Origin of the sequence: Pedobacter terrestris (assembly GCF_052343045.1) — a bacterium.
Taxonomy (GTDB): Bacteria; Bacteroidota; Bacteroidia; order Sphingobacteriales; family Sphingobacteriaceae; genus Pedobacter.
This window is the reverse complement of record NZ_CP180264.1, coordinates 4,342,341-4,366,393: the sequence shown is the minus strand read 5'-3', so window position 1 is coordinate 4,366,393 and position 24,053 is coordinate 4,342,341. Positions and strand designations below refer to the sequence as shown.

The window sequence follows — 24,053 nt, the reverse complement described above, 5'->3', positions numbered from 1 at the left end:
AAATATCTTCAACATGAAAAAGATTTTTTTATACCTGGCCGCAGGTGTGCTAACCATCGCTATGTTTTCTTTCGTATTAAAACCAAAGCCCGTTAAAATTTTTCTTATCGGAGATTCTACCGTAGCCGATTACTCGCTTGAAGAGGGTTATATGCAAAAGAAATATCCAATTACAGGTTGGGGACAGGTTTTTCAGCCATTTTTCACTCGCGATAGCTTAAAACAATTGAGAACATTAATAAAAAGCGATAGTGTACTTGTGGTAGATAAAGCCAAAGGCGGAAGAAGTACAAAAAGCTTTTTTAATGAAGGCAGATGGAAAGAAGTGCTTGCTTCATTGGAAAAGAATGATTTAGTTTTGATCCAGTTTGGGCACAACGATGGTGCAAAAGACAAACCAGAACGTTATATAGATGTTGCCGGTTATAAAGATTTTTTGCGGATGTACGTGAATGAAACCCGTTCTAAAGGTGCAAAACCGATATTGCTTACTCCGGTTGCACGCAACTCGCCCTGGAAAGATGGAAAGCTAAACAACTCACATACAGATTATCCGCAAGGTGTAATCGATGTAGCAAACGAGTTAAAGGTTCCTTTAATTGATCTTAATGCGTTATCAATGGCCTTTTTAACCTCAAAAGGTAAAGAGTTTTCTGCGCGCAATTATTTCATGAATCTCGATTCTGCAAAGTATGAAGCGTATCCTAAAGGCAATAAAGACAATACACACTTTCAACCCGCAGGCGCTAAAGAAATGGCAAAATTAGTGTATGAAGGCTTGAAAAAAATAAGCAATAAAAACTAAGCACGTAAGGTGTTATATTTGGTTGTCACGGCTTAATACTTTAAACAAACATTTATGCTTAGCCCGAATTTTAACCCCTTTCCAATTTTGGAAACTCCGCGCCTTCTGCTTCGCGAATATGCCTATAATGATGCAGAAATTCTTTTTGAAATGCGAACCAATGAAGAAGTGATGCGTTACATTGACCGGCAACGGCCAAGTAATCTTCAGGATATCCGAAATTTTATTTCTGCATTTACGGAAGATTGCCGCGCGGGTAAAAATATTGCATGGGTAATCGCCTTAAAAGAACAACCCGATTGTATGATTGGTTCCATTGGTTACTGGCGTTCAGATTTAACAAACCACCGGGCAGAAGTTGGTTATATGTTACAACCTAATTTCTGGCGGAAAGGTATCATTAGCGAAGCTTTAAATAAGGTGATCGATTTTGGTTTTGAACACATAAATCTGCACACCATACAAGCCAACATCAACCCGAAAAATGATGCATCGCGCCAGTTGCTCCTTAAACAAGGTTTTGTAAAAGAAGCCTACTTCCGGGAAGATTATTACTTTAACGGCGAATTTTTAGATAGCGAAATTTACGGGCTAATTAATCCACAACATACAAAATAGAGATATGCTTAAAGCTGCCACACCCATTTTGGCTTCATTAGATGCAGAGGAAACCATAAAATTTTATACAGAAAAGCTCGGTTTTACTTTTCACAACAATTGGGATGGATATTTAATTTTCAGCAGAGATGAAATTAACATTCACCTTTGGCCAACTGAAGATGAAAGCATCCCGAAAAACACAGGTTGTTATGTAAATGTGACTGGAGTAAACGATTTATATGCCGAATATCAGACGCATGACATTATTCATCCCAACGGCAAAATAAAAAATATGCCCTGGGGAATGCGTCAGTTTTCTGTGCTTGATAACAATGGAAACATCATCCATTTTGGAGAGGATCTGGCAGGAAATTTGTAAAAACACGCCGGAAAAAATCTGTATCAACGAAAAAAATAAGGTAAAAAGGCGAATGGCTTAATTTTGCTACCAAATTTCTTTCGCAAGAAAAGCCAGTTTGCCCAAAAGAAATATTGTGAAAACAAGTTAATGCAACGTTACATTTATTAATTGTAATTAAAACAGTACAAGTATCCAATTTTCTTGTACTTACATTTTAATCAAAGGCAATAATAATTATATTTGCGCCTGTTAGTTAAAAATACGATGAGAGAAATCCAATTTAGAGAAGCACTACGCGAAGCCATGAGCGAAGAAATGCGTAAAGATGACCGCGTTTTTTTATTAGGTGAAGAAGTAGCAGAATATAATGGAGCGTACAAAGTAAGTCAAGGTATGCTTGATGAATTTGGAGCCAAAAGAATTATCGATACTCCAATTGCTGAATTGGGTTTTGCAGGTATTGCCACAGGTGCAGCTACTGCCGGACTTATTCCAATTGTAGAGTTTATGACATTTAACTTCTCATTGGTTGCAATTGATCAGATCATCAATGGCGCTGCAAAAATCCTTTCAATGAGCGGTGGTCAGTTTTCTTGTCCAATGGTATTCCGTGGCCCAACCGGTAATGCTGGTCAATTGGGTGCACAACACTCTCAAAACTTTGAAAACTGGTTTGCAAATACACCAGGTTTAAAAGTTGTTGTTCCTGCAACGCCTTATGATGCTAAAGGTTTATTAAAACAAGCAATCATCGATCCGGATCCAGTAATTTTCATGGAATCTGAAGTAATGTATGGCGACAAAGGCGATGTTCCGGCAGAAGAATATTATATCGAAATTGGTAAAGCTAAAGTGGTTAAAGAAGGTACTGATGTAACGATTGTTACTTTTGGTAAAATGTTAACCCGCGTGGTAAATCCGGCAGTAGAAGAATTAACTAAAGAAGGGATTAATGTAGAAGTAATTGATTTGCGTACTGTACGTCCTATTGATTATGCAACCATTATAGAATCGGTTAAGAAAACAAACCGTTTGGTTGTTGTAGAAGAAGCCTGGCCATTGGCTTCAATCTCTAGTGAGATTGCATTCAACGTTCAGAAAAATGCTTTTGATTATTTAGATTCACCAGTATTGCGTATCACTTGTGCAGACGTTCCACTTCCGTATTCGCCTACTTTAATTGCTGCAAGTTTACCAAATGCAGAAAAAGTTGTTAAAGCGGTTAAAGAAGTAATGTACGCTACAAAATAGTACAACCTGTTGGTCTGAGTTTATCTAAGACTGATATTTCACATATAAATCCTCTAAGCAATGCTTGGGGGATTTTTTATTTTTACGGTATGATAAAATATTTGAGTTTGGACGAACTTAAATGTTATCTTTTTGAAAACCAACGCAAGTATTCCTTCGGTTCTATCCGTCCCGCCATTCATTACAATCTTTTTGGCAAAAACATCAATCGGTTCTCGTTAGTGCAAGGAGGAACGGCAATGCAATCTTTCAAGTATTAAAGCCCAAAAAGTATTTCCATTGCTGTCGGGTTTAGGTGGATGAAACTGTAATTTAAACTGAATTTTGCTCGAGTTCAGCGGACAAAAAAACCGCCATTTTCTTTATCTTCGGCAACGAAAAAAAATCTTATATGTCCGCCAATTACATCGCAGATCAAACTTTTGATAAATTAGATTATACCATACGGCCTTTGCCAAAAGCAGAATACGAAAACTGTACATTCATCAACTGTAATTTTTCAAATTCAGATTTGAGCGGCGTAAAATTGTTAGATTGTACATTCATTTCCTGCAATTTGAGTTTGGCCACTTTAATTAAAACTGGTTTGAATGGAATCAAATTTACCGACTGTAAAATGCTTGGATTAAAATTTGAAAATTGTGATGATTTTGGCCTGGCTTTCAATTTTGATGCCTGCAAACTGGATCATTCTTCGTTCTTTAAACTTAAACTCAAGAAAACAGCGTTCAAGAATACACAATTACACGAAGTGGATTTTACAGAAGCAGATTTGGCCCAATCTGTTTTTGACCATTGCGATTTATACCGGGCTACATTCGATCGTACAATTTTGGAAAAAGCAGATTTCAGATCGGCCTATAATTATACGCTGGATCCGGAAAACAACAGAATCAAAAAAGCAAGGTTTTCTAACGCTGGTGTTGCCGGTTTGCTACAGAAATACGATATTGAAATAAAATAACCACAGCATTCCAATACGATGGAAAAACCAGAAAATGTTGATGCCTATATCAATTTATTTCCTGCAGAGGTACAGAAACTGCTTCAGCAGATGCGCCAAACCATTAAAAAAGCCGTTCCGGAAGTCAAAGAAATTATCAGTTATGGAATGCCGGCATATAAGTTAAAGCACGTACTGGTTTATTTTGCGGGCTATAAAAATCATATTGGCTTCTATCCAACAGGTTCCGGAATTGATGCGTTTACACAAGAATTTACAGATTATAAATGGAGTAAAGGTGCTGTTCAGTTTCCATTGGATAAACCGCTTCCGCTTGATTTGGTTGCTCGAATTACAAAGTTTAAAGCCGAAATTGATGTTGAAGAAATGGCAAGTAAAGAAAAATAATGAGCAATATGTTTGGTGAAGAATACTCTTCAAACGTTAATGGCAACAGAGTTTTCAAAAGAACTCCGTGTCTTCTGTGTTTCCGTGGCCAGTTAATGCTTGGAAAAAAATGTGGAATCTATAATGACCAAGCTAAATTTCTTTTGTCTGTCTGAGTTCCGTTTTGTTTACCTGAGTTTATCGAAGCCCATCAATCTTAATCTTTACCTTATCTTTTCCAATAATTTTACCCACAAATTTCGGTGGAAAACTTGCGCCCAAAATCCTTTAATTCCTTAAAATCCTGAGTAGCTTTGCCACTTTAAAATTAGAATATGTTAACCCACCATAAAACAATTGCCTCGGAATTGAAGATTTCCGAAAAACAAGTTACTGCAACGCTTAGCTTGTTAGATGAAGGCGCAACCGTTCCTTTTATTTCGCGTTACCGTAAAGAAATGACCGGAAGTTTAGATGAAGTACAGGTTGCGGCAATCCGCGATCGCGTTACGCAATTGCGTGATTTGGATAAGCGCCGGGAAGCGATTTTAAAATCGATGACCGATTTGGGAAAACTTACCCCAGAGCTTGAAAAACAAATTAACGAAGCCGAAACCATTTCGCTGCTGGAAGATATTTACCTGCCTTATAAACCCAAACGTAAAACACGCGCTTCGGTTGCAAAAGAAAAAGGTTTGGAACCACTTGCACTTCAAATTTTTGATCAGGAGCATTTCGATCTGGAAGCTGAAGCGGCAAAATTTGTGAGCGATGAAAAAGGAGTGGCCTCTTTTGATGAAGCTTTGGCTGGCGCGCGCGATATTATTGCAGAAATGATTTCTGAGAATGCAGAAGCGCGTACCAAAATGCGTACTTACTTTCAGGAAAAGGCCGAGTTTAAATCTGAAGTAATTAAAGGCAAAGAAGAGGAAGGCATTAAATATAAAGATTATTTTGATTGGAATGAGCCGGTAAAAAGTGCCGCTTCTCATCGCGTTTTGGCTATGCGCCGTGGCGAGAAAGAATTGATTTTGCGTTTAGATGCACTTCCGCCAGCAGAAGACGCCATTGCTTTGCTCGAAAACCAATTTGTACATAGCAATAATGCAGCGTCAAAGCAAGTTCAGCAAGCGCTGGAAGATGGCTATAAACGATTGTTAGAACCCGCAATGGAAACTGAACTTCGTGTGCTGACCAAACAGAAAGCAGACGAAGAAGCCATTCGGGTTTTTGCAGAAAATGCCCGTCAGTTGTTGCTTGCTGCGCCAATGGGACAGAAAAATGTTTTGGCAATAGATCCGGGTTTCCGTACAGGTTGTAAAGTTGTTTGCTTGGATCAGCAAGGGCAATTGCTGGAAAATACTGCAATTTATCCGCACACCGGACAAGGAAACGAGAAAAATGCGGAAGTGATATTGCGTCAGCTTTGCGAAAAACATGCTGTAGAAGCCATTGCAATAGGAAATGGAACTGCAGGCCGCGAAACTGAAGCTTTTGTGCGCAAGTTGAATTTACCAAATGTAACCATTGTAATGGTTAATGAAAGTGGCGCATCTATTTATTCAGCTTCTGAAGTGGCCAGAGAAGAATTTCCGACGCAAGATATCACCGTGCGCGGTGCAGTATCTATTGGCCGCAGATTGATGGATCCGCTTGCTGAGTTGGTGAAAATTGATCCAAAATCTATTGGTGTTGGTCAGTATCAGCATGATGTAGATCAGAATAAACTTCAGGCCAGTTTGGACGATACCGTTATTAGCGCTGTAAATGCTGTTGGCGTTGAACTTAATACGGCATCGAAACAGATTTTGGCTTATGTTTCTGGATTGGGGCCAAGTTTGGCGCAAAACATTGTAGACTATAGAAATACACACGGTGCATTTAAAAACCGGGAAAGTTTAAAAAAGGTGCCTCGCCTTGGCGATAAAGCTTATGAGCAGGCGGCTGGTTTTCTTCGCATCCGCAATGCGGAAAATGTATTGGATATGAGTGGCGTACACCCGGAAAGATATGCTGTTGTAGATAAAATGGCGAAAGATTTGGGTACAACTGTAAGCCAATTGATGAAAGACACTCAATTGCAAAAGCAAATCAAATTACAAGCTTACGTAAGTGATGAAATTGGTTTGCCTACGTTGACAGATATTGTAAAAGAACTCGCAAAACCCGGAAGAGATCCGCGTGAGCAATTTGAAACGTTTAGTTTTACAGATGGCATAAATGAAATTGGCGATTTAAAAGCCGGAATGAAATTGCCAGGCATTGTAACAAACATTACCAACTTTGGCGCTTTCGTAGATATTGGCGTGCATCAGGATGGTTTGGTCCATACCAGTCAGCTGGCCAATCGTTTTGTTGCCAATCCAAATGATGTAGTTAAGGTTCATCAAAAAGTAGAGGTGACCGTTGTAGAGGTAGACGCCGCGCGGAAAAGAATTTCGCTGTCTATGAAAACAGAAACCGCTGCAAAACCTAAAGATCAAATCCGAAAAACAAAAGACGATAAATCGAAGTCGGATTTCAAACCTCAAGGCGGGAAAAGCAATTTTAAAGCTAAACCACAAAAAGATGCGGATGGCGATTTGCAGGAAAAACTAGCCAAATTAAAAGGCTTATTCAAATAAATAGGTATTATGCTAAAGGCTCCTTTCTAAAAAGGAGCCTTTAATTTTTATGTTCTGATCATTCCGTCTTTTATTTCAAGTCGTTGTTTTGGAAGTCCGCCAGGGAAATTATTCTGGATAAAACCGATCATAGATTCGCGTACAAAGCAGCGCAAATCGAAAGCTTTTGATGAATTTGAAGCGCTCATTAAAAAACGGACTTCAATATTACCATCTTTAGTGCTATCGGTTACCTGAACTACATTTACGCGTTTATCCCACAAAGGGTTCATATTTAGCAAACGTGTCATTTCCTGTCGTAAAGGTTCAATCGGAACAGTATAATCCAGATAGAGAAAAACAGTACCCAGAAGATCAGCCGAAACTCTTGTCCAGTTTTGGAAAGGTTTTTCAATAAAATAAGTAATGGGAAGTATAAGTCGGCGTTGATCCCAGATGCTTACCACAACATATGTAAGTGTTATTTCTTCTACTCTGCCCCACTCGCCTTCAACAATTAAAACATCATCTATCCGGATGGGTTGCGTAAACGCAATCTGAAATCCGGCAAGCAGATTTCCGAGTGATTTTTGCGCGGCGAAGCCGATGATTATTCCGCCAATACCAACGCCGGTGAGTAAACCTGCTCCGATTTTTCGCATGCTCTCAAAACTGAGCAATATAATGGCTGCCGTGATAATGACAATTAGCGACACGATGAATTTTTTTACAAACTGAAGTTGTGTACGTATTTTTCGCTCCTTTAGATTGTTTTCTTTATTCAGATCGTACTTAAAATAAAAATAATCTTCCAAAACATTAATCAGCCGTATAAGGATTAAAGCGAAAATTGCGGTGAGTGCAATTTCCAATGTTCTGTCTAAAGGTGCTTTTATCGTGGGCCTCATTTCCATCAAGTCGAGAGAAGAGTTTAGAAACAATAATGGAATAAAAACAGCAACCGGATGACGTAAATGTTTAATGGTTAGCTTAATTATGATGAAATCCCACCATCTAGATAGAAAAGCGAAGGATTTGTGAATGATAAATTTTACAAGAAGGCCAAGAAGGATCGCGATTGCAGCAATTATAATATTTTTTAGAAAGACCGGTATTGGATATCCGAAAATTTCATCGAGGTAGTGCATAAGGGAATTTGTTGTTTAGTGTAAGGAATGTATTGGTAGCGCTATCTGTTTTTTTAACAACAGGCCGGATTGATTGTTTGCGCAATTTTATAAAGCTTGCTAGCGCAGTGGGTTTCGTATTTATTATCATAGTTAGCATAAATCCAAACATGATATGAAAGCTGACTCTACGCAATCTATCCTCCCAGAAAATCCCATTGCAAGTAAAATTTATGAAGTACGTGGACATAAAGTTATGCGAGATAGCGATCTGGCTACGCTTTACGATGTGGGTACGAAAGCCTAAAATCAGGCGATAAGAAGAAATCTGGACAGATTTCCGGAAGACTTTATGTTTCAGCTTACCGAAGAGGTGTGGTACCTTTTGAGGTCACAAAATGTGACCTCAAAAGGTGGCAGAGGAGGTAGAACTTATTTGCCGAATGTATTTACGGCGCATGGTGTATTGATGATTTCGAGTGTTTTAAACAATGATAAGGCCGTTCAGATGAATATCCAGATTGTTTAGTCATTTCAGGCAATTGCTGAACGGGAATAATTCCCTGAAAGCCGAGATTGAAGATATTAAACTTAAAATTTACAATCACGATAAGAATATCGAAGTGGTGTTTAATTATGTGGATGAGCTGGCCGCAAAAATAGAAAAGCCAAGAAAGCGCATAGGATATCGGCAGGATGAGATTTAATCTGGCGGCGCCTTACTTTGTTTAGCAATTGTATAATCGTCAAAAATATTTAACTTCAACTATTTGATAATAAAACAATTTCATCTATCTTTGCAGTCCCAAATTTAATGGGAATAAATAATTGTTTAATAAATTAAATACAAGCAAGTGAATACGTTAAGTTACAAAACTGTCTCGGCCAATGCTAAAACTGTAAACAAACAGTGGATTGTAGTTGATGCGGAAGGCGAGATTCTGGGGCGCTTGTCATCGAAGATCGCAATGATCATCCGTGGTAAAAACAAGCCTGAGTATACCCCACACGTAGACTGCGGTGATAATGTTATTGTTATCAATGCAGACAAGGTTAAATTGACAGGGAACAAATTCAGTGAAAAAGAATATGTTTCATACACTGGTTATCCAGGTGGTCAACGTTTTATCTCTCCAAAAGAGTTAATGGCGAAACACCCTCAGCGTGTAATTGAGAAAGCGGTACGTGGTATGTTACCGAAAACTAAATTGGGCAAAAAATTATACACAAATCTTTTTGTGTATGCTGGTGATAAACACCCTCATGCTGCTCAGTCTCCTAAAACCATTAAACTTTAAGAAATGTCAGTTACTAACACTTCAGGAAGAAGAAAAACAGCTGTTGCACGTATCTACTTAAAAGATGGTGCTGGCACAATTACCGTTAACGGTAAAGACCACAAAGTATATTTCCCTACTTTACCTTTACAATATATCGTAAACCAAAGTTTAGAAGTTTCTGAGCTTGTAGGCCGTTATGATATCACTGTAAATGTACAAGGTGGTGGAGTAAAAGGACAAGCAGAAGCTGTTCGTTTGGCTATTGCTAAAGCGATTGTTGAACTAGATGCGGAGAAAAAACCTGCATTACGTGCTAAAGGACTAATGACGCGTGATATGCGTATGGTTGAACGTAAGAAACCAGGACGTGCTAAAGCCCGTAAGAAATTCCAATTCAGTAAACGTTAATCACAGGAGGCAAAGACAATGGCAAGAACAACTTATCAAGACTTATTGGATGCAGGTGTGCACTTTGGTCACCTTACCCGTAAATGGAATCCAAAAATGGCTCCTTACATTTTCATGGAGCGTAATGGAATTCACATTATAGATTTAAACAAAACTTTAACTAAAACTGAAGAAGCTGCGGCTGCGATTAAACAAATCGTAAAATCAGGACGTAAAGTTTTATTTGTATCGACAAAAAAACAAGCAAAAGGAATCGTAGCTGAACAAGCTAAAAAAGTAAACATGCCTTTCGTAACTGAACGTTGGTTAGGTGGTATGTTAACTAACTTTGCTACTGTTCGTAAGTCAATCAAAAAGATGTCTAACATCGATAAAATGACTAAAGACGGTACTTATGCGATCTTATCTAAAAAAGAGCGTTTAATGATCCAACGTGAACGTATTAAATTAGAATCACTTTTAGGTGGTATTGCTGATTTGAACCGTTTACCAGCAGCTTTATTTTTAATTGATGTTAAGAAAGAGCACATCGCGGTAACTGAAGCGTTGAAATTAAACATCCCTACTTTTGCGATGGTTGATACCAACTCTGATCCTTCTAACATCGATTTCCCAATTCCTGCGAATGACGATGCTACTAAATCTATCTCTTTAATTACTGATGTAATCATCAAAGCAATTGAAGAAGGTTTAGAAGAACGTAAACGTGAGAAAGATGATGAAGCAGAAAAAGAAGCAGTAGCAGCTAAAACTGCAGCTGATGCACCAGAGGTTAAAGAACCAAAACGTGCTAAAAAAGAAACTGCTGAAGCTGAAGTAGAAGGTTCTTCATCAGAAGAAAATAAAACAGAAGAATAGTAATATTTTTTAATTGCAGGTTACTGGTGCCAGGTTTTAAGTTGACTTAACAAGAGTTTAACTTGCAGCTTGTAACTTGTAACCTGTAATTGTTATAACAAGATTTTAAACTTTAAAAAGGAAATAAAATGTCTACAGTACAAATTTCTGCAGCAGATGTAAATAAATTGCGTCAACAAACTGGCGCTGGTATGATGGATTGTAAAAAAGCTTTAGTTGAAGCTAATGGCGATTTTGAAGCAGCTGTTGATTTATTGCGTAAAAAAGGTCAAAAAGTATCGGCTGCCCGTTCTGGTAATGCGACTTCAGAAGGTCTTGTGTCAATCCATGTTTCAGCAGATGGCACAAACGGTAAATTAGTCGCTTTAGCTTGTGAAACTGAGCCAGTTTCTAAAGTTGAAGATTTCCGTAATTTAGCTCAGGCTGTTTTAGCTGCAGCTGTTGCAAACAATCCTGCTACTGCAGAAGAATTGTCAGCAATCGCTTTGGAAGATGGACGTACAGTTGCCGAAACCATTACTGAACTAACAGGTAAAATCGGTGAGAAAATCGTTATCCAGGAGTATGCAAATATTTCTGGCGAAAAAATCGTTTCTTATATCCATTCAAACGGTAAAATGGGCGTTTTGGTAGTATTTGAAGGTGCTAATGGTGCTGATATTACTGAAGCTGGTAAAGATGTTGCAATGCAAATTGCCGCAATGAACCCGGTAGCTGTAGATAAAGATGGTGTTGATCCAGCTACTATCGAACGCGAAATCGAAATTGCTAAAGATGTAATCCGTCAGGAAGGTAAACCAGAAGAAATGGTTGAAAAAATTGCTGCTGGTAAATTGAACAAATTCTACAAAGACAGTACTTTATTAAACCAAGAGTTTGTTAAAGATAGCTCAGTAGATGTTCGTAAATTCTTAGACAATACTGTTAAAGGATTAACTGTATCTGCTTTCAAACGTGTACAATTAGGTGCATAAGCACTGAAAATATTTTATGGAAACCCCTCAATTGAGGGGTTTTTTTTTGATCATTTTTTTTGTGGGCAGGTATAATCGCTTTCTGTTTCTTGTGCTTTGGGTCTTTTTTGTAACTTGCTTTATACTAAAGTTGCTATTATGATTATTCAAGGTGTTAATTTTTATCAGGACAAAACATTAGTACAAAATAAAAATATAGAAATTAAGGAGGGGTTTATATCTTCTATAGAAAATTCCCCTTCAGTTTCTGGCAATGACTGGTTGGTTCCGGGTTTCATCGATCTGCAGATTTATGGCGCCGGAGGAAAAATGTTTTCTGCCGAACCAAGTGCCGAGTCGCTTTCTGTAATGGAAGAAACCTTGATGAAAACAGGAACTACTGGTTTTCTTGCCTGTATGGCCACAAATAGTCTGGAAGTTTTTCAGGCATGTATTACTGCTGCTAAAGAACACCGCGCTAATGCCCGCAATTTCTTGGGGTTGCATTTGGAAGGCCCATATATGAACCCAAAGCGTTTGGGCGCGCACATTCCAGAATTTGTGCATAAAGCTTCATTAGACGAAGTTAAATCTTTGCTGGATTTGGGCGATGGCGTAATCCGGATGATGACGCTCGCTCCAGAATTACAGGAGGATAGTGTTATTCAATATTTGCTGGATAACGGTGTAGTTGTTTCTTTAGGGCATAGCGATGCTACTTTTGATGAAGCCACGAAGGCTTATAACATGGGGATCCAATCTACAACGCACTTATTTAACGCAATGAGCCCGATTCACCACCGTGCTCCAGGTATACCAAGTGCCGTTTTTAATCACGATAAAGCATTAGCCAGCATTATAGCCGATGGTCAACACGTAAGTTTTGAAGTCGTTAAATTTGCGCATAAAATATTGAAAGAGCGTTTATTCCTCATCACGGATGCCGTTACAGCTTGTAATATCGGTCCGTATCCACACATATTTCAAGAAAATAGATATGTAATGCCAGATGGCACACTCTCTGGCTCCGCAGTTACGATGTTGCAATCCGTGCAGAACTGTGTTAAACAATGTGGCTTAGCATTTCCAGAAGCTGTAAAAATGGCCACACATACACCTGCTAAACTTATCGGACTCGACGCTTTAGTAGGTCAAATTGATATTGGCAAAAGCGCAGATCTCTTGCTGCTAAATCAACAACTGGGCCTTGAAAAGATCATCTTTAAGGGTGTGGAGCAATCAATCTAAATATTTACATCATTTGTTAAAAAGCATAGCTTGGTATTAAAAAAATGTTAATATTTTTGAGGCCATGAAATACAAACGCATCCTGTTAAAACTTAGCGGCGAATCGCTAATGGGCGACAAACAATATGGAATTGATAATGAACGCGTTAGACAATACGCGGAAGATATCAAGGCTGTACACGATAAAGGTCTGGAGATTGCAATCGTTATTGGTGGTGGGAATATTTTTAGAGGCTTGAGTGCCGAAAAAAGTGGGATGGATAGAGCTCAGGCCGATTATATGGGTATGCTGGCGACGGTAATCAACTCAATGGCTTTACAAGATGCGCTGGAAAAAGTTGGCATCAAAACCCGTTTACTTACTGCTATAAAAATGGAGCAAATCTGTGAACCATTTATCCGCAGAAGAGCTGTTCGCCACTTGGAGAAAGGACGCGTTGTTATTTTCGGGGCTGGCACAGGCAATCCTTATTTTACCACGGATTCTGCTGCTGCTTTACGTGCAATTGAAATTAAGGCCGATGCAGTTTTAAAAGGTACGCGTGTAGATGGTATTTATACTGCAGACCCTGAAAAAGATGCGACTGCTACAAAGTTTGAACAAATATCATTTAAAGAAGTATACGCGAAAAATCTTAACGTAATGGATATGACGGCCTTCACGCTTTGCGAAGAAAACCAAGTTCCAATTATTGTGTTTGATATGAACAAACCAGGGAATTTTATGAAAATTGCCGACGGAGAACAAATCGGTACTTTGGTTAAATAAGCTAAAAAGAAATATATTTGTAGAAATACACACAATTATGAATGACCTCATAAAGTTACAATTATTAGATTCTCAGGGCGCAATGGACAGAGCCATTGATCATTGTGAATCAGAATTGACTAAAATTAGAGCAGGAAAAGCATCTGCCGGGATGTTGGATGGAATTTTCGTTGATTATTATGGTTCAGCAACAGCTTTGTCTCAGGTAGCCAGTATTAACACACCTGATGCCAGAACGTTGATTATCCAGCCTTGGGAGAAAAATTTACTTACACCTATCGAACGTGCGATTCAAGAAGCTAACATCGGAATCAACCCTCAGAATGATGGTATTGTGATTCGATTGGTGGTACCGCCACTTACAGAAGAGCGTAGAAGAGATTTGGTTAAGAAAGTAAAAGAAGAAGCCGAACGCGGGAAAGTTACCGTAAGAAATATCCGTAAAGATGCTAACGAAAAAATTAAAAAACTTAAAGGCGAAAATGTTTCTGATGATGAAATCAAAACAGGCGAAGCCGAAGTTCAGAAGCTTACAGATGCATATATTGTCAAAGTAGACAAACATGCGGAAGCTAAAGAAAAAGATATCATGACGGTTTAAGAAATAGTAGGCATAAAAAAAGGAAGATTTAATCTTCCTTTTTTTATGCCTTTTTCAAACTGGAACCTCTTACTTCCAAAACAGTGGGAAGTTTAATTTGGGTGTTTTCCGTACCGCTGCTGCGTTTATTTAGTTTGGCAAGTAAAATCTTCATGATATTGTCTGCAATCGCATTTAACGGCTGCACAATAGCAGTAACAGGTGGCTCGCAAAACTCCAGCAACTCAAAATCGTCAAAAGATACAACTGCAAGATCTTTGTGGATTTTAAGTCCCATCTTTTTGAAAGTTCTTAAACCATCCAGGCAAATGTAGTTTGCCGCAAAAACTATTGCATCCAGTTGCTGCTCCGAAGTAAGATATTTCTCTATTTGCGTTATTGCAGGCACTTCACCTTTATAATCTACTTTAAGTACAGAAGATTTTTGTTTTGCCTTTTTAACTGCTTTATTGTAACCAGAAAGGCGGTCGATCATCTGGTTTTGTTCCGTATCAAGTGTTACAAAACCTATGTTTTTATACCCATTGTCAATTAAGTGAGATGTAGCCTGTAGCACACTTGCCTCATTGTCTATAATAACATAATCTGTTTTTACATCTTGCTCGTAACGGTCAAAAAGAACAACAGGCGCATCTGTTTTAATCAGTTTGTTAACTTCTTCTTCAAGTCCTTCGGGTAAAGCCATGATGTAGCCATCAACGTGCCGATCTTTAAAAATCTGAAGCAGTTCTATTGCCTTATCGGTATTATTTCTGGTACTGCTAAATAGTATTTTATACCCTAAACCGGATGCGATTTCATCAATATTGCGGGCAATGCCGGCAAAAAAGGGCTCTGAGATATCATCCACCAGGAAGCCGAGGATTTTTGTTTTTCCGGTACGAAGACTTTTGGCGAGGGCATTTGGTTGGTAATTCAACTCTGCAACTAAGTCCAAGACCTTTTTAGTGAGGGCGTCGCTTATGTTTTTTTCTTTTGCTTTTCCGTTGATCACGAAAGATACAGTAGTGATTGAAATATTGAGTCTACTTGCAATATCTTTTATGGAAATTTTCTTCATTAAAATTTGTGCATATTAAGGTTACACCACAGGCAAGATACAACATCTTAAAAAAATATACCCACAAATTTGAAAATTGGCACAAATAAAAAGAGCAAGCCCATCCAGGATTGCTCAATTAACTAACTTATTATTCATAAAAAATGCTGTTGGGGAAGGAGTCGAACCTTCAAGGGGTAGTTAGCTACAGTTCAATAAATTAATTTGTGGTCAACCCAAATAAACTGCGTTTGTCCCATTATTCCCCACCACCGAGACAAGGAGGCGTGTCTGCCAATTTCACCACCCAACATTATAATTTTAGTTCGAAGTTTGTGCTTCAGAATCTTTCTCAGATTGTGAAACCTTAACTTGTTACTAAAAAGCTGTAGGGGAAGGAATCGAACCTTCAAGGAGTGGTTAGCCGTTTCCGATTTTCCATATTCTCCGCCACCGAGACAAGGAGGTGTGTCTGCCTGTTTCACCACCCTACAGTATGTTAAGCATCATTTAAAGAACGTTCCTTTTTGTTTTGCTTGATACAAATGTAAAGGATTGACCTATGTGTTGCAAATGTTTTAAACATTTAATTTTATTTTTGTAATAATTATAAAATATTGTAAATTCGCTTATCATAATTAAAAAATATGTTGAAAAAAGACAATCCCAATTTAGAAATTGACAACCTGGATATTGATATTCTGAAGCAATTGATGCAGGATGCAACAAAACCCTATACGGAAATCGCGAAAGATTTAATCGTTTCCGGTGGAACTATTCACGTTCGTATGAAAAAGCTTCAGGAAATGGGCATTATAAAAGGGTCTCATTTAATTATAGATCCGCAGAAAGCTGGATACGATATTTGTGCTTTTTTAGGTATTTATCTGGAAAAAGGAATTCAGTATAAAGATGCAGTTGCTCAGCTCAGCAAAATTAAAGAGGTAGTGGAGTTGCATTACACTACCGGCGCTTACAGTATGTTTGCAAAGATTATTTGTCGCGATACTAACCATTTACGTCATGTTCTGAACGAAGAAATACAGGCCGTAAACGGAATCCAACGTACAGAAACGCTGATCTCATTGGAAGAAAGTATCAAACGGCAGATTGAGCTGGGCTAAGATTACACAACACGACATCAGCAAAAAATTTCAATAAGAATGCCGGGCTTTAAAATGATCTTATATATCTTATTAGATAAAATGCTTATACTTATTCTCAATTGATGTTAGGAAATGAAAGTCCAGTCAGATTTCGGTAACAACAATCCTGTGATTCGCTATATTTCCGAATTGCAATCGGGGCTGCCACTTCTACCGGGTTTACAAACAAAGGTTGATGTAATAAATGGCAATTTGCCTATTGTTCGCTTTCGCTATGTTCAGGGTGGCCAATGCACAAGCACCCTAAAAATGAAAGAAGGAAAAACATGCTCCTAACCGAAAATAACAGTACCGTAACGGCTTCTTATACCAGATTGAAGTGAACACAAAGCTATAGGCGAAGTAAAGCGGAAATGAACTCTAATAGTTGTAAAGAAACTGCTCTCCCAACCTTTGATAATTACATTCTAGATGCCCCTGCGACTAAGCTCTGGGTGACAACGGAAGAAATAGTAAGCTATTTATTTCAAAAGCTGGTAAGCAATTAGCGCAGCAAAATAAGCCATAGCAGTCATATACACCAATTGAATAACCGGCCATTTCCAGCCTTTGGTTTCTCTGTATACAATGGCAACAGTGCTCATACATTGCATTGCAAATGCGTAAAACAACATGAGTGAAATTCCGGTTGCAAAAGTATATACCGGTAAACCGGTTGAGCTGTTTACAGATGCTTCCATCCGTTCTCTAATGGTTGTACTGTCTTCTTCGCCACCATCCACGCTATAAATTGTAGCCATTGTGCCTACGAAAGCCTCGCGCGCAGCGAATGATGTAATCAATCCAATACCAATTTTCCAATCGTATCCTAAAGGTCTGATTGCTGGCTCTATCCATTGGCCTAAAATCCCCACATAAGAATTTTCTAGCTTTTCAGTTGCAATAAGCGTTTCAATATGTCCGGCATCCCTTGTAGAATCCGCCAAAGCCGAAGCATATTTTTTATCAATGTTTTCAAATCTTTCTCCTGGTCCGAAAGATGCCATTACCCAAAGAATGATTGAAATGGCAATAATCACTTTACCGGCTTCAAATACAAAAGTTTTAGATTTTTCATACATCGTAAACAAAACGTTCTTCCATCTTGGCATACGGTATAAAGGCAGTTCCATAATAAAATAAGAACGTTCCTTTGTTTTGATGATAAATTTCATCACCCATGCTACTAAAACTGCAGCTACGATACCGACAAGGTACATTATCATCAAAGCCAAGCCCTGTAAATTAAAAATTCCCAGAACCTTTTCTGAAGGTACAATAAGGGAAATGATGAGGATATATACCGGTAATCTTGCAGAGCAGCTTACCAAAGGTGTTACCAAAATCGTAATGATTCTGTCTTTCCAGTTTTCGATATTTCTGGCGGCCATGATGGAAGGTACTGCACAAGCTAAGCCACCAATCATTGGCACAACAGATTTGCCATTTAAGCCAACTTTGCTCATAACTTTGTCCATCATGAAGGTTACTCTCGCCATATAGCCGGTATCTTCCAGAATGGAAATAAAAGCAAACAAAATGGCGATTTGAGGAATAAAGACAAAAATTCCGCCTAAACCTGCAATTACACCATCTAAAATCAGATCTGTAAACATTCCTTCCGGTAAATGTTCATGTCCAAAATCCGTGATAAAGCCGAAACCACTTTCAATCCAATCCATCGGGTAAGATGACCAGGCGAAAATGGCGTTGAAGATAACAAATAAGATAGCCAGAAAAATGGCAAAACCCCAGATTTTATGTGTTAAAATCTGGTCTAGTTTGTCGCTAGTGGAGTATTTTTTATCTTCCGGTGCATAAGTTATCACATCGGAAAGTACTGAGCTTAAATGTTTATAACGAGCAACTGTTTCTGCAGCCTGGATTTTTGACGATTCAAATTTGTGAGATTGTTCAATTTCCTCTATCTCGCCCTGTTGGGTTTCTGTAAAGAAATTCAGATACTCATGTTGATGTAATACCTGTAGGGCGAAATAATCGTTGGTCGAATTTAATTTCGATTTTATCGCATTTATAGCTTCAGGAGCAAGGAGGTTGACGTCAATATCTTGAGATTGTGTCGCGATGTTTGTCGTATTGGAAATGGCTGTTTTGAGTTTATCAATGCCAATATTATTTCTGGCTGATATAGAAACCACTTGGATACCAAGTTTTTCTGCAAGTTTATCCAGATTAATATCGATACCTTGTTTAGAAGAAAGATCTAACATGTTTAGGGCCAGAACCATCGGGATTCCCAAATCTGCAACTTGTGAATACAACAACATATTCCGCTTCAGATTGGTTGCATCGGCAATTAAAACAATAATATCCGGGTGACTTTGATTACTCTGATCTGCAAGAACCTGAAAAACAATACTTTCATCTGCACTTTTAGGATACAGACTATATGTTCCGGGTAAATCGATAATTTCTGCTCCTTTCCCACCGGGAAGTTTTGTGAAGCCCGTTTTTTTATCGACAGTAATTCCTGGAAAGTTTCCTATTTTTTGATTTAAACCAGTTAAACGGTTAAAGAGAGTAGATTTACCTGTATTGGGATTACCAACTAATGCAACTTTAATATCCAAGTCCAGAAAAATTATTGAATGATAATGACATCTGCTTCACTTTTTCGCAGGCAAAGCTGGTAACCGGCAACGCGAATGGCCATAGGATCGCCAAGAGGTGCAAAGCGTTCAACTTCAACTTCTTCTCCTGGTAAACAACCCATTTCCATCAACTTTACAGATAGATCTAGATCTGTAAAGGCAACTATCGTTCCTTTTTCGCCAACTTTTAAATGTGAAAGTTTCATCCGTCAAATTTTGCTGCAAGATAGCCTTTCTTTAGATTTGTTCCAAATAACAGGTGTCATCTAGCCAAATTTTGACGTTCAGTTTGCGTTTTAATTTCGCCCTGCGCCTCCAAAGCCACCACCCATTCGTCTGCGTCCGTTTTCTCTATTTCCATCCTGGCCATCTTCATTTCTGAACCGGTTTTTTCCGCCCATTCTATTCAGCGAATACGTGAAGGAAAACATAAAATAACGTTTAAGCACATTAAAACTTACATCCTGTATGGTGTTATTATTAGCTGTTCTGGTTATGCCCTGATTTTGATTGAGTAAATCATTTACAGATGCTTTAAATGTACCCTGATTATGGAAGAACTGTTTGCTTATATACGAATTTACGATGGTAAATTGCGTGTCAAAACCTTCACCTCTTCCGGTATTCTGGTTGTAGTCCGCATCCACAGACCAGCGAATCTCGCCGGGGAAAAGATAGCTCACACTTACATTTGGACTAAACGTATAAAATCTGGTATTCGAATTTGGTTGTACAGAATATGTTGCCCGGTTAATGGAACCGTTAATGCCGGCAATTAAATCGAGTTTGTTTAAGTTAGAAACCAATCTGTAGCCATTGGTTACAGACCAACTATTAGTGATATTTTTAAGGGTATTTGTAAAATTGACATCCCGGCCATAATTTCCAGAAATATTAATGTGAAAGTTTAATTTATTTTCTGGCATGATGGGCAAACCCAGCGAAGAGGAGATATTGCCAGAGTATACGCCATTTACATTTACCGGTAATATTGCGAGTTTGCCTTGGTTTTCGCCACTTTCAATCAAACTGCTGCTGTTGGCAATGCGGTTTGTGGTTTGCGTTAAATTTACATTTACAAATAACGATCGGTTTTTGCCAACACTAAAGGTATTGTACGCAATGCGTAGGTTGTTGTTAAATTCTGGCTTAAGATCTGGATTTCCGACAGGAATACTTTGTGTATTGGTGTTGTTTAATACAGGTTGCAATTGCTGTATAGTGGGTTGATTGGTGCTGCCGCGATAATTAAATACCAAACGTTTGCTTTTATTGAAATTGTAGCGAAACATGGCCGATGGTGTGTAATTGAATACGTTCTGTTTCAACACGAAGCCTGAACTTTTATTGTCATTGGTTCGGTCTGTATTCTGTACAGCTATACCCACATTCCAGTTGTATTTTTCTGCTGCTTTGTTAAAGCTAAAGCCTGCTGAATTGGTCCAAATTGTATTTTCGTAGGCGTTGCTATAGGTTAAATCCAACAAATCATATTGCAACGTAGCCGGATTAAAATTGTACGTATACCGGTCTGATGTATTGTGATTGTATCCATTTTGCAAATTAAATTCTATACTGAGGGTTTTAGAAAGTGGCTCAGTATAAACCAGTCGTGTATTCTGATTGAGCGACTCACTCTCTTGATCATTAAACTGATCCGTGTGTTTAGATGTAATTACGCCTCCGTTATAGGTAGAATCTAAAATATTGTTGTAATTACCGCCGTCATTATTATTGATGCTGGTATTGAAGTTAAGCGATAGCGTACGTCCGCGCCGCCTAAATTTTCGGCGCAGTAAAAGGTTATTGTTGATCGAAGGCGCTGTTGTTGATGAAGTTAATCCCTGCGATCCATTAATTTTATACGTGCTATAATCTCTGGTATACACGCTTTTATTTAAACTTTTATTGTCTGTGTAACTTAAACTTGGTTGTATTCTCAGCGAAGTGAGCGAATCAATTTTAGTATCGACCATAAAATTTAATCGATGGTTTAATCTCGAAGATGTATTGTTTTGCGCATTGTTAAAAATTGTGGTAATATCGCCCAGCAGATTTTGAGTTACACTATTGCGTGTAATCAGGTTTTGCGATTTATTTACGAAGTAACTAAAATTCACTTCAGTTTCGTCTGCATATACGTCGGCGAAATTAAAACCGCCGGCATTGGTCTCGGTAATGCCACTCCGGCCACCGCCAGAATTTCCACCTCCAAGTCCGCCGCCAAAATTCTGCTTATTCACATTATTAAATTGAGCAATTACACTCATTTTTTGCTCTTGGTTAAAGCGGTTAATATTGGCATTTACATCATAACGATCATCGGTTCCATAACCAACGGTGCTGTTCCCGAAATAGCCGTGCTTCTTATCTTTTCGGGTTGTGATGTTGATGATTTTAGTACGTGTACCGTCGTCAATACCCGTGAATTGCGCTTGATCTGAAAGTTCGTCAATGATCTGGATTTTATCAATCATATCTGCGGGCAGATTTTTGGTTGCCAATAATGGATCATTCGCAAAAAATTCTTTCCCATCTACTTTTACTTTGGTAATGGTTTCGCCCTGCGCTTTTACTGTACCTTCTTTATCTACTTCTACGCCCGGAAGTTTTTTCAGCAAGTCTTCAACTACCGCATTTTCTACCACTTTAAATGAGCTGGCGTTAAATTCAAGCGTATCTTTTTTAACAACAATTGGAGGCACTTCTGCTTTAATCTCTACGGTTTGAAGGTCTATTGAATTTCCTTCTAGCGGTAAATCTCCTAAATCAAGCTCTGATTTGTTTTCTGTTAAGGTAAAGTCTTTGGTAAACGTTTTCAGCCCAAGAAATGCTGCATAGATTTTATACCTGCCGGGTTTTAGATTTTTGACAGAGAATTTGCCATCGGTATTGGTATTGATTGAAGCAACAACACTAGAATCGCTCAGGTTGCGTATTGCAACAGAAGCATAATCGATTGCTTTTTTGTTTGAAGCTTCTATAACTCGCCCTTTTACAGTCGATGCATTCTGTGCAAAAGTTGCACTAGAGTATAAGAACAGAAAAAGAGTAAAAATTTTGTTCATTCGGTTAGGTTATGATTTGTAGTTCAGACCCAAACTTATGTACAAGGTTTATTTAATACGCGTAACAAATGGAATACATTTGTTACTGGTGTGATCAGTTATTAATAAAATGGCTGCCAATTTTAAGTGGCAGCCATTTTAATTTATTCTACAGTAACAGATTTAGCCAGGTTTCTGGGTTGGTCTACGTTACAATTGCGCATTACTGCAATGTGATAAGAAAGCAACTGAAGCGGAATTGTTGCCAATAAAGGCAAAAAAGCTTCGTCACTATCTGGAATTTCTATACAGTAATCCGCCATTTTTTTAACCTCTGTATCGCCTTCTGTTACAATGGCAATAACTTGGCCTTTTCTTGCTTTTACTTCTTGAATATTACTGATTACTTTCTCATATGATGAATTTTGTGTAGCAATAAATACTACAGGCATTTCTTCATCAATTAAAGCAATGGGGCCATGTTTCATCTCTGCAGCCGGATAACCTTCGGCGTGGATATAGGAAATCTCTTTAAGTTTTAATGCACCTTCAAGGGCTACCGGAAACCCACTTCCTCGGCCTAAGAACAGACAGTTTCTTGCATCTTTGATTTTAGCAGAAACTTCTTTAATCAGCTCATTGGATTCTAGAGCAATTTGGATTTTATCCGGAATTGCATCAAGCTCAGTAAGTAATTCTATCAGTTTGGATTGCGTTATCGTTCCTTTTTGTTGAGCCATATAAAAAGCCATCAGGGTAAGAACAGTTACTTGCGCCGTAAAAGCTTTGGTTGATGCAACACCAATTTCTGGACCGGCGTGCGTATAAACTCCTGCGTGTGTTAACCGCGGAATTGAAGCGCCTGCAACATTACAGATTCCAAAAATCGTGGCGCCACGTTCTTTGGCCATTTCAATAGCTGCCATTGTATCTGCAGTTTCGCCAGATTGGGAGATTGCAATTACAACGTCTTTTTCTGTGATAATTGGATTTCGGTATCTAAATTCTGAAGCGTATTCTACCTCAACCGGGATACGCGCGTATTCTTCAATTAAATATTCTCCAACCAAGCCTGCATGCCATGAAGTTCCGCAAGCCACAATAATTATCCGATCTATGTTTTTAAGTTTTTCCGCAAACTCTTTAATGCCACCCAGTTGTACTTTACCTTCTGAAGGATAGATCCGGCCACGCATACAATCTTTTATCGAACGTGGTTGCTCATAAATCTCTTTCAACATAAAATGATCAAAACCACCTTTTTCAAGCATCTCCAACTGCAGTTGCAGTTCTTGGATGTGTGGCGTTTGAACTACATTGTCTAGCCTTTTAACCAAAAGATCCTCTTTGGTTACCAATGCAATTTCATTGTCGTTCAGGTAAATTACGTTCTTTGTATATTCAACAATTGGTGTGGCATCAGAAGCAATAAAATATTCGCCTTTTCCCACGCCAATCACCATCGGACTACCTTTTCTGGCAACAATTAATTGTTCGGGATGTTCATTATCCATAACAACTATAGCGTACGCACCAATTACTTCATTTAAAGCTTGCCTTACACCCTCAAGCAGATCGAGATTTCCGATTTGTTGGATTTCTTCAATCAAATGAATCAATACTTCGGTATCCGTATCACTTTTAAATTCGTGCCCACGGCGAGAAAGTTCTTCTTTTAATGTCGAATAATTTTCGATGATACCGTTATGAATGATGGATAGCTTTCCATGATTTGATGTGTGTGGATGAGAATTTCGATCAGAAGGTACACCATGTGTAGCCCATCTGGTATGGCCCATGCCTACTTGGCCCGATTTATCTTTATCTTCTGAGTATTCTTCTAGAAAAGCAACTTTCCCGGCTTTTTTATAAATTCTTTGTCCATTGTTGTCTAAGAGCGCAATACCCGCACTATCGTAACCTCTGTATTCCAGTCGTTTTAGACCTTTTAAAACAATTGGCCAGGCTTCCCTAAAGCCAATGTAGCCTACAATTCCACACATAATTTTTGGTATA

24 protein-coding genes and 2 tRNA genes are annotated in these 24,053 nt (G+C 38.4%); 18 read left to right on the top strand and 8 right to left on the bottom strand.

Annotated elements, in window-relative coordinates:
* Nucleotides 1-13 precede the first annotated feature (13 nt).
* From ACJVDH_RS18715 to ACJVDH_RS18685, 7 genes are all read left to right on the top strand, one after another.
* Nucleotides 14-805 carry a rhamnogalacturonan acetylesterase gene (locus tag ACJVDH_RS18715; RefSeq protein WP_443944921.1) on the top strand — a complete coding sequence of 264 codons (792 nt, stop codon included), beginning with the start codon at nt 14-16 and terminating at the stop codon, nt 803-805.
* Nucleotides 806-859: 54 nt separating this feature from the next.
* Nucleotides 860-1,423, top strand: coding sequence for a GNAT family N-acetyltransferase (locus ACJVDH_RS18710; protein ID WP_443944920.1), 564 nt, complete (start codon nt 860-862; stop codon nt 1,421-1,423).
* Nucleotides 1,424-1,427: 4 nt separating this feature from the next.
* Nucleotides 1,428-1,784 (top strand): bleomycin resistance protein, encoded by a 357-nt coding sequence (locus tag ACJVDH_RS18705; protein ID WP_443944919.1) that lies wholly within the window; start codon nt 1,428-1,430, stop codon nt 1,782-1,784.
* A gap of 246 nt (nt 1,785-2,030) precedes the next feature.
* A complete protein-coding gene (locus tag ACJVDH_RS18700) occupies nt 2,031-3,017 on the top strand; it encodes a pyruvate dehydrogenase complex E1 component subunit beta (RefSeq protein WP_443944918.1) in 987 nt (328 codons plus the stop codon).
* Between the two features lie 391 nt (nt 3,018-3,408).
* Nucleotides 3,409-3,981 (top strand): pentapeptide repeat-containing protein, encoded by a 573-nt coding sequence (locus tag ACJVDH_RS18695; RefSeq protein WP_443944917.1) that lies wholly within the window; start codon nt 3,409-3,411, stop codon nt 3,979-3,981.
* Between the two features lie 18 nt (nt 3,982-3,999).
* On the top strand, nt 4,000-4,368 hold the full coding sequence (locus ACJVDH_RS18690) for an iron chaperone (RefSeq protein WP_443944916.1): 369 nt from the start codon (nt 4,000-4,002) through the stop codon (nt 4,366-4,368).
* A gap of 314 nt (nt 4,369-4,682) precedes the next feature.
* Nucleotides 4,683-6,971, top strand: a complete 2,289-nt coding sequence (locus tag ACJVDH_RS18685) for a Tex family protein (protein ID WP_443944915.1) — start codon at nt 4,683-4,685, stop codon at nt 6,969-6,971.
* A gap of 47 nt (nt 6,972-7,018) precedes the next feature.
* Here the strand turns inward: ACJVDH_RS18685 and ACJVDH_RS18680 are convergent, their stop codons facing one another.
* Nucleotides 7,019-8,098 carry a mechanosensitive ion channel family protein gene (locus ACJVDH_RS18680; RefSeq protein WP_443944914.1) on the bottom strand — a complete coding sequence of 360 codons (1,080 nt, stop codon included), beginning with the start codon at nt 8,096-8,098 and terminating at the stop codon, nt 7,019-7,021.
* 154 nt (nt 8,099-8,252) lie between these two features.
* On the opposite strand from ACJVDH_RS18680, the gene ACJVDH_RS18675 reads away from it, so the two are divergent.
* The 10 genes from ACJVDH_RS18675 to frr all read left to right on the top strand — a co-directional run bounded on the left by ACJVDH_RS18675 (nt 8,253) and on the right by frr (nt 14,194).
* Complete coding sequence (locus ACJVDH_RS18675; protein WP_443944913.1) at nt 8,253-8,384, top strand: ORF6N domain-containing protein; 132 nt, start codon at nt 8,253-8,255, stop codon at nt 8,382-8,384.
* A 45-nt stretch (nt 8,385-8,429) separates the two neighbouring features.
* Nucleotides 8,430-8,606, top strand: coding sequence for an ORF6N domain-containing protein (locus ACJVDH_RS18670; RefSeq protein ID WP_443944912.1), 177 nt, complete (start codon nt 8,430-8,432; stop codon nt 8,604-8,606).
* Nucleotides 8,599-8,784 (top strand): hypothetical protein, encoded by a 186-nt coding sequence (locus ACJVDH_RS18665; protein ID WP_443944911.1) that lies wholly within the window; start codon nt 8,599-8,601, stop codon nt 8,782-8,784. Before ACJVDH_RS18670 ends, ACJVDH_RS18665 begins: the two co-directional genes overlap by 8 nt.
* A gap of 147 nt (nt 8,785-8,931) precedes the next feature.
* On the top strand, nt 8,932-9,375 hold the full coding sequence (gene rplM, locus ACJVDH_RS18660; protein WP_090888304.1) for a 50S ribosomal protein L13: 444 nt from the start codon (nt 8,932-8,934) through the stop codon (nt 9,373-9,375).
* Nucleotides 9,376-9,378: 3 nt separating this feature from the next.
* Nucleotides 9,379-9,765 carry a 30S ribosomal protein S9 gene (rpsI, locus tag ACJVDH_RS18655; protein ID WP_443944910.1) on the top strand — a complete coding sequence of 129 codons (387 nt, stop codon included), beginning with the start codon at nt 9,379-9,381 and terminating at the stop codon, nt 9,763-9,765.
* Between the two features lie 18 nt (nt 9,766-9,783).
* Entirely contained in the window at nt 9,784-10,623 is an 840-nt protein-coding gene (rpsB, locus tag ACJVDH_RS18650; RefSeq protein WP_443944909.1) for a 30S ribosomal protein S2, read from the top strand.
* 128 nt (nt 10,624-10,751) lie between these two features.
* A complete protein-coding gene (tsf, locus tag ACJVDH_RS18645) occupies nt 10,752-11,597 on the top strand; it encodes a translation elongation factor Ts (protein WP_443944908.1) in 846 nt (281 codons plus the stop codon).
* Nucleotides 11,598-11,735: 138 nt separating this feature from the next.
* Nucleotides 11,736-12,824, top strand: coding sequence for an N-acetylglucosamine-6-phosphate deacetylase (nagA, locus tag ACJVDH_RS18640; RefSeq protein WP_443944907.1), 1,089 nt, complete (start codon nt 11,736-11,738; stop codon nt 12,822-12,824).
* Between the two features lie 64 nt (nt 12,825-12,888).
* Nucleotides 12,889-13,593, top strand: coding sequence for a UMP kinase (gene pyrH / locus ACJVDH_RS18635; RefSeq protein ID WP_443944906.1), 705 nt, complete (start codon nt 12,889-12,891; stop codon nt 13,591-13,593).
* Nucleotides 13,594-13,630: 37 nt separating this feature from the next.
* Nucleotides 13,631-14,194 carry a ribosome recycling factor gene (frr, locus tag ACJVDH_RS18630; RefSeq protein ID WP_443944905.1) on the top strand — a complete coding sequence of 188 codons (564 nt, stop codon included), beginning with the start codon at nt 13,631-13,633 and terminating at the stop codon, nt 14,192-14,194.
* Nucleotides 14,195-14,237: 43 nt separating this feature from the next.
* Here frr and ACJVDH_RS18625 read toward each other — a convergent pair whose 3' ends face one another.
* From ACJVDH_RS18625 to ACJVDH_RS18615, 3 genes are all read right to left on the bottom strand, one after another.
* Complete coding sequence (locus ACJVDH_RS18625) at nt 14,238-15,254, bottom strand: LacI family DNA-binding transcriptional regulator (protein WP_443944904.1); 1,017 nt, start codon at nt 15,252-15,254, stop codon at nt 14,238-14,240.
* A gap of 146 nt (nt 15,255-15,400) precedes the next feature.
* Nucleotides 15,401-15,546 (bottom strand) — tRNA-Asp (locus tag ACJVDH_RS18620).
* A gap of 73 nt (nt 15,547-15,619) precedes the next feature.
* Nucleotides 15,620-15,727, bottom strand: a tRNA-Asp gene (locus ACJVDH_RS18615).
* Nucleotides 15,728-15,880: 153 nt separating this feature from the next.
* Here ACJVDH_RS18615 and ACJVDH_RS18610 point away from each other — a divergent pair.
* Nucleotides 15,881-16,357 carry an Lrp/AsnC ligand binding domain-containing protein gene (locus ACJVDH_RS18610; protein ID WP_133260856.1) on the top strand — a complete coding sequence of 159 codons (477 nt, stop codon included), beginning with the start codon at nt 15,881-15,883 and terminating at the stop codon, nt 16,355-16,357.
* A 503-nt stretch (nt 16,358-16,860) separates the two neighbouring features.
* Here the strand turns inward: ACJVDH_RS18610 and feoB are convergent.
* The 4 genes from feoB to glmS all read right to left on the bottom strand — a co-directional run bounded on the left by feoB (nt 16,861) and on the right by glmS (nt 24,040).
* Nucleotides 16,861-18,969 carry a ferrous iron transport protein B gene (feoB, locus tag ACJVDH_RS18605; protein WP_443944903.1) on the bottom strand — a complete coding sequence of 703 codons (2,109 nt, stop codon included), beginning with the start codon at nt 18,967-18,969 and terminating at the stop codon, nt 16,861-16,863.
* Nucleotides 18,970-18,980: 11 nt separating this feature from the next.
* Nucleotides 18,981-19,196: a FeoA family protein gene (locus ACJVDH_RS18600; RefSeq protein WP_443944902.1), complete on the bottom strand. Its 216-nt coding sequence runs from the start codon at nt 19,194-19,196 to the stop codon at nt 18,981-18,983.
* Between the two features lie 90 nt (nt 19,197-19,286).
* Nucleotides 19,287-22,058 (bottom strand): outer membrane beta-barrel family protein, encoded by a 2,772-nt coding sequence (locus ACJVDH_RS18595; RefSeq protein WP_443944901.1) that lies wholly within the window; start codon nt 22,056-22,058, stop codon nt 19,287-19,289.
* Nucleotides 22,059-22,201: 143 nt separating this feature from the next.
* Entirely contained in the window at nt 22,202-24,040 is a 1,839-nt protein-coding gene (gene glmS, locus ACJVDH_RS18590) for a glutamine--fructose-6-phosphate transaminase (isomerizing) (RefSeq protein WP_443944900.1), read from the bottom strand.
* Nucleotides 24,041-24,053 lie beyond the last annotated feature (13 nt).

Excerpts from the sequence above, each read along its gene's own strand:
- ACJVDH_RS18680 (WP_443944914.1), bottom strand. The coding sequence starts at position 8,098 with ATGCACTACCTCGATGAAATTTTCGGATATCCAATACCGGTCTTTCTA.
- rpsI (WP_443944910.1), top strand. The coding sequence starts at position 9,379 with ATGTCAGTTACTAACACTTCAGGAAGAAGAAAAACAGCTGTTGCACGT.
- ACJVDH_RS18610 (WP_133260856.1), top strand. The coding sequence starts at position 15,881 with ATGTTGAAAAAAGACAATCCCAATTTAGAAATTGACAACCTGGATATT.
- ACJVDH_RS18690 (WP_443944916.1), top strand. The coding sequence starts at position 4,000 with ATGGAAAAACCAGAAAATGTTGATGCCTATATCAATTTATTTCCTGCA.
- ACJVDH_RS18670 (WP_443944912.1), top strand. The coding sequence starts at position 8,430 with ATGTTTCAGCTTACCGAAGAGGTGTGGTACCTTTTGAGGTCACAAAAT.
- rpsB (WP_443944909.1), top strand. The coding sequence starts at position 9,784 with ATGGCAAGAACAACTTATCAAGACTTATTGGATGCAGGTGTGCACTTT.
- nagA (WP_443944907.1), top strand. The coding sequence starts at position 11,736 with ATGATTATTCAAGGTGTTAATTTTTATCAGGACAAAACATTAGTACAA.
- ACJVDH_RS18705 (WP_443944919.1), top strand. The coding sequence starts at position 1,428 with ATGCTTAAAGCTGCCACACCCATTTTGGCTTCATTAGATGCAGAGGAA.
- ACJVDH_RS18685 (WP_443944915.1), top strand. The coding sequence starts at position 4,683 with ATGTTAACCCACCATAAAACAATTGCCTCGGAATTGAAGATTTCCGAA.
- ACJVDH_RS18625 (WP_443944904.1), bottom strand. The coding sequence starts at position 15,254 with ATGAAGAAAATTTCCATAAAAGATATTGCAAGTAGACTCAATATTTCA.
- tsf (WP_443944908.1), top strand. The coding sequence starts at position 10,752 with ATGTCTACAGTACAAATTTCTGCAGCAGATGTAAATAAATTGCGTCAA.
- ACJVDH_RS18600 (WP_443944902.1), bottom strand. The coding sequence starts at position 19,196 with ATGAAACTTTCACATTTAAAAGTTGGCGAAAAAGGAACGATAGTTGCC.
- pyrH (WP_443944906.1), top strand. The coding sequence starts at position 12,889 with ATGAAATACAAACGCATCCTGTTAAAACTTAGCGGCGAATCGCTAATG.
- ACJVDH_RS18715 (WP_443944921.1), top strand. The coding sequence starts at position 14 with ATGAAAAAGATTTTTTTATACCTGGCCGCAGGTGTGCTAACCATCGCT.
- ACJVDH_RS18595 (WP_443944901.1), bottom strand. The coding sequence starts at position 22,058 with ATGAACAAAATTTTTACTCTTTTTCTGTTCTTATACTCTAGTGCAACT.
- ACJVDH_RS18710 (WP_443944920.1), top strand. The coding sequence starts at position 860 with ATGCTTAGCCCGAATTTTAACCCCTTTCCAATTTTGGAAACTCCGCGC.
- ACJVDH_RS18700 (WP_443944918.1), top strand. The coding sequence starts at position 2,031 with ATGAGAGAAATCCAATTTAGAGAAGCACTACGCGAAGCCATGAGCGAA.
- ACJVDH_RS18675 (WP_443944913.1), top strand. The coding sequence starts at position 8,253 with ATGAAAGCTGACTCTACGCAATCTATCCTCCCAGAAAATCCCATTGCA.
- glmS (WP_443944900.1), bottom strand. The coding sequence starts at position 24,040 with ATGTGTGGAATTGTAGGCTACATTGGCTTTAGGGAAGCCTGGCCAATT.
- frr (WP_443944905.1), top strand. The coding sequence starts at position 13,631 with ATGAATGACCTCATAAAGTTACAATTATTAGATTCTCAGGGCGCAATG.
- ACJVDH_RS18695 (WP_443944917.1), top strand. The coding sequence starts at position 3,409 with ATGTCCGCCAATTACATCGCAGATCAAACTTTTGATAAATTAGATTAT.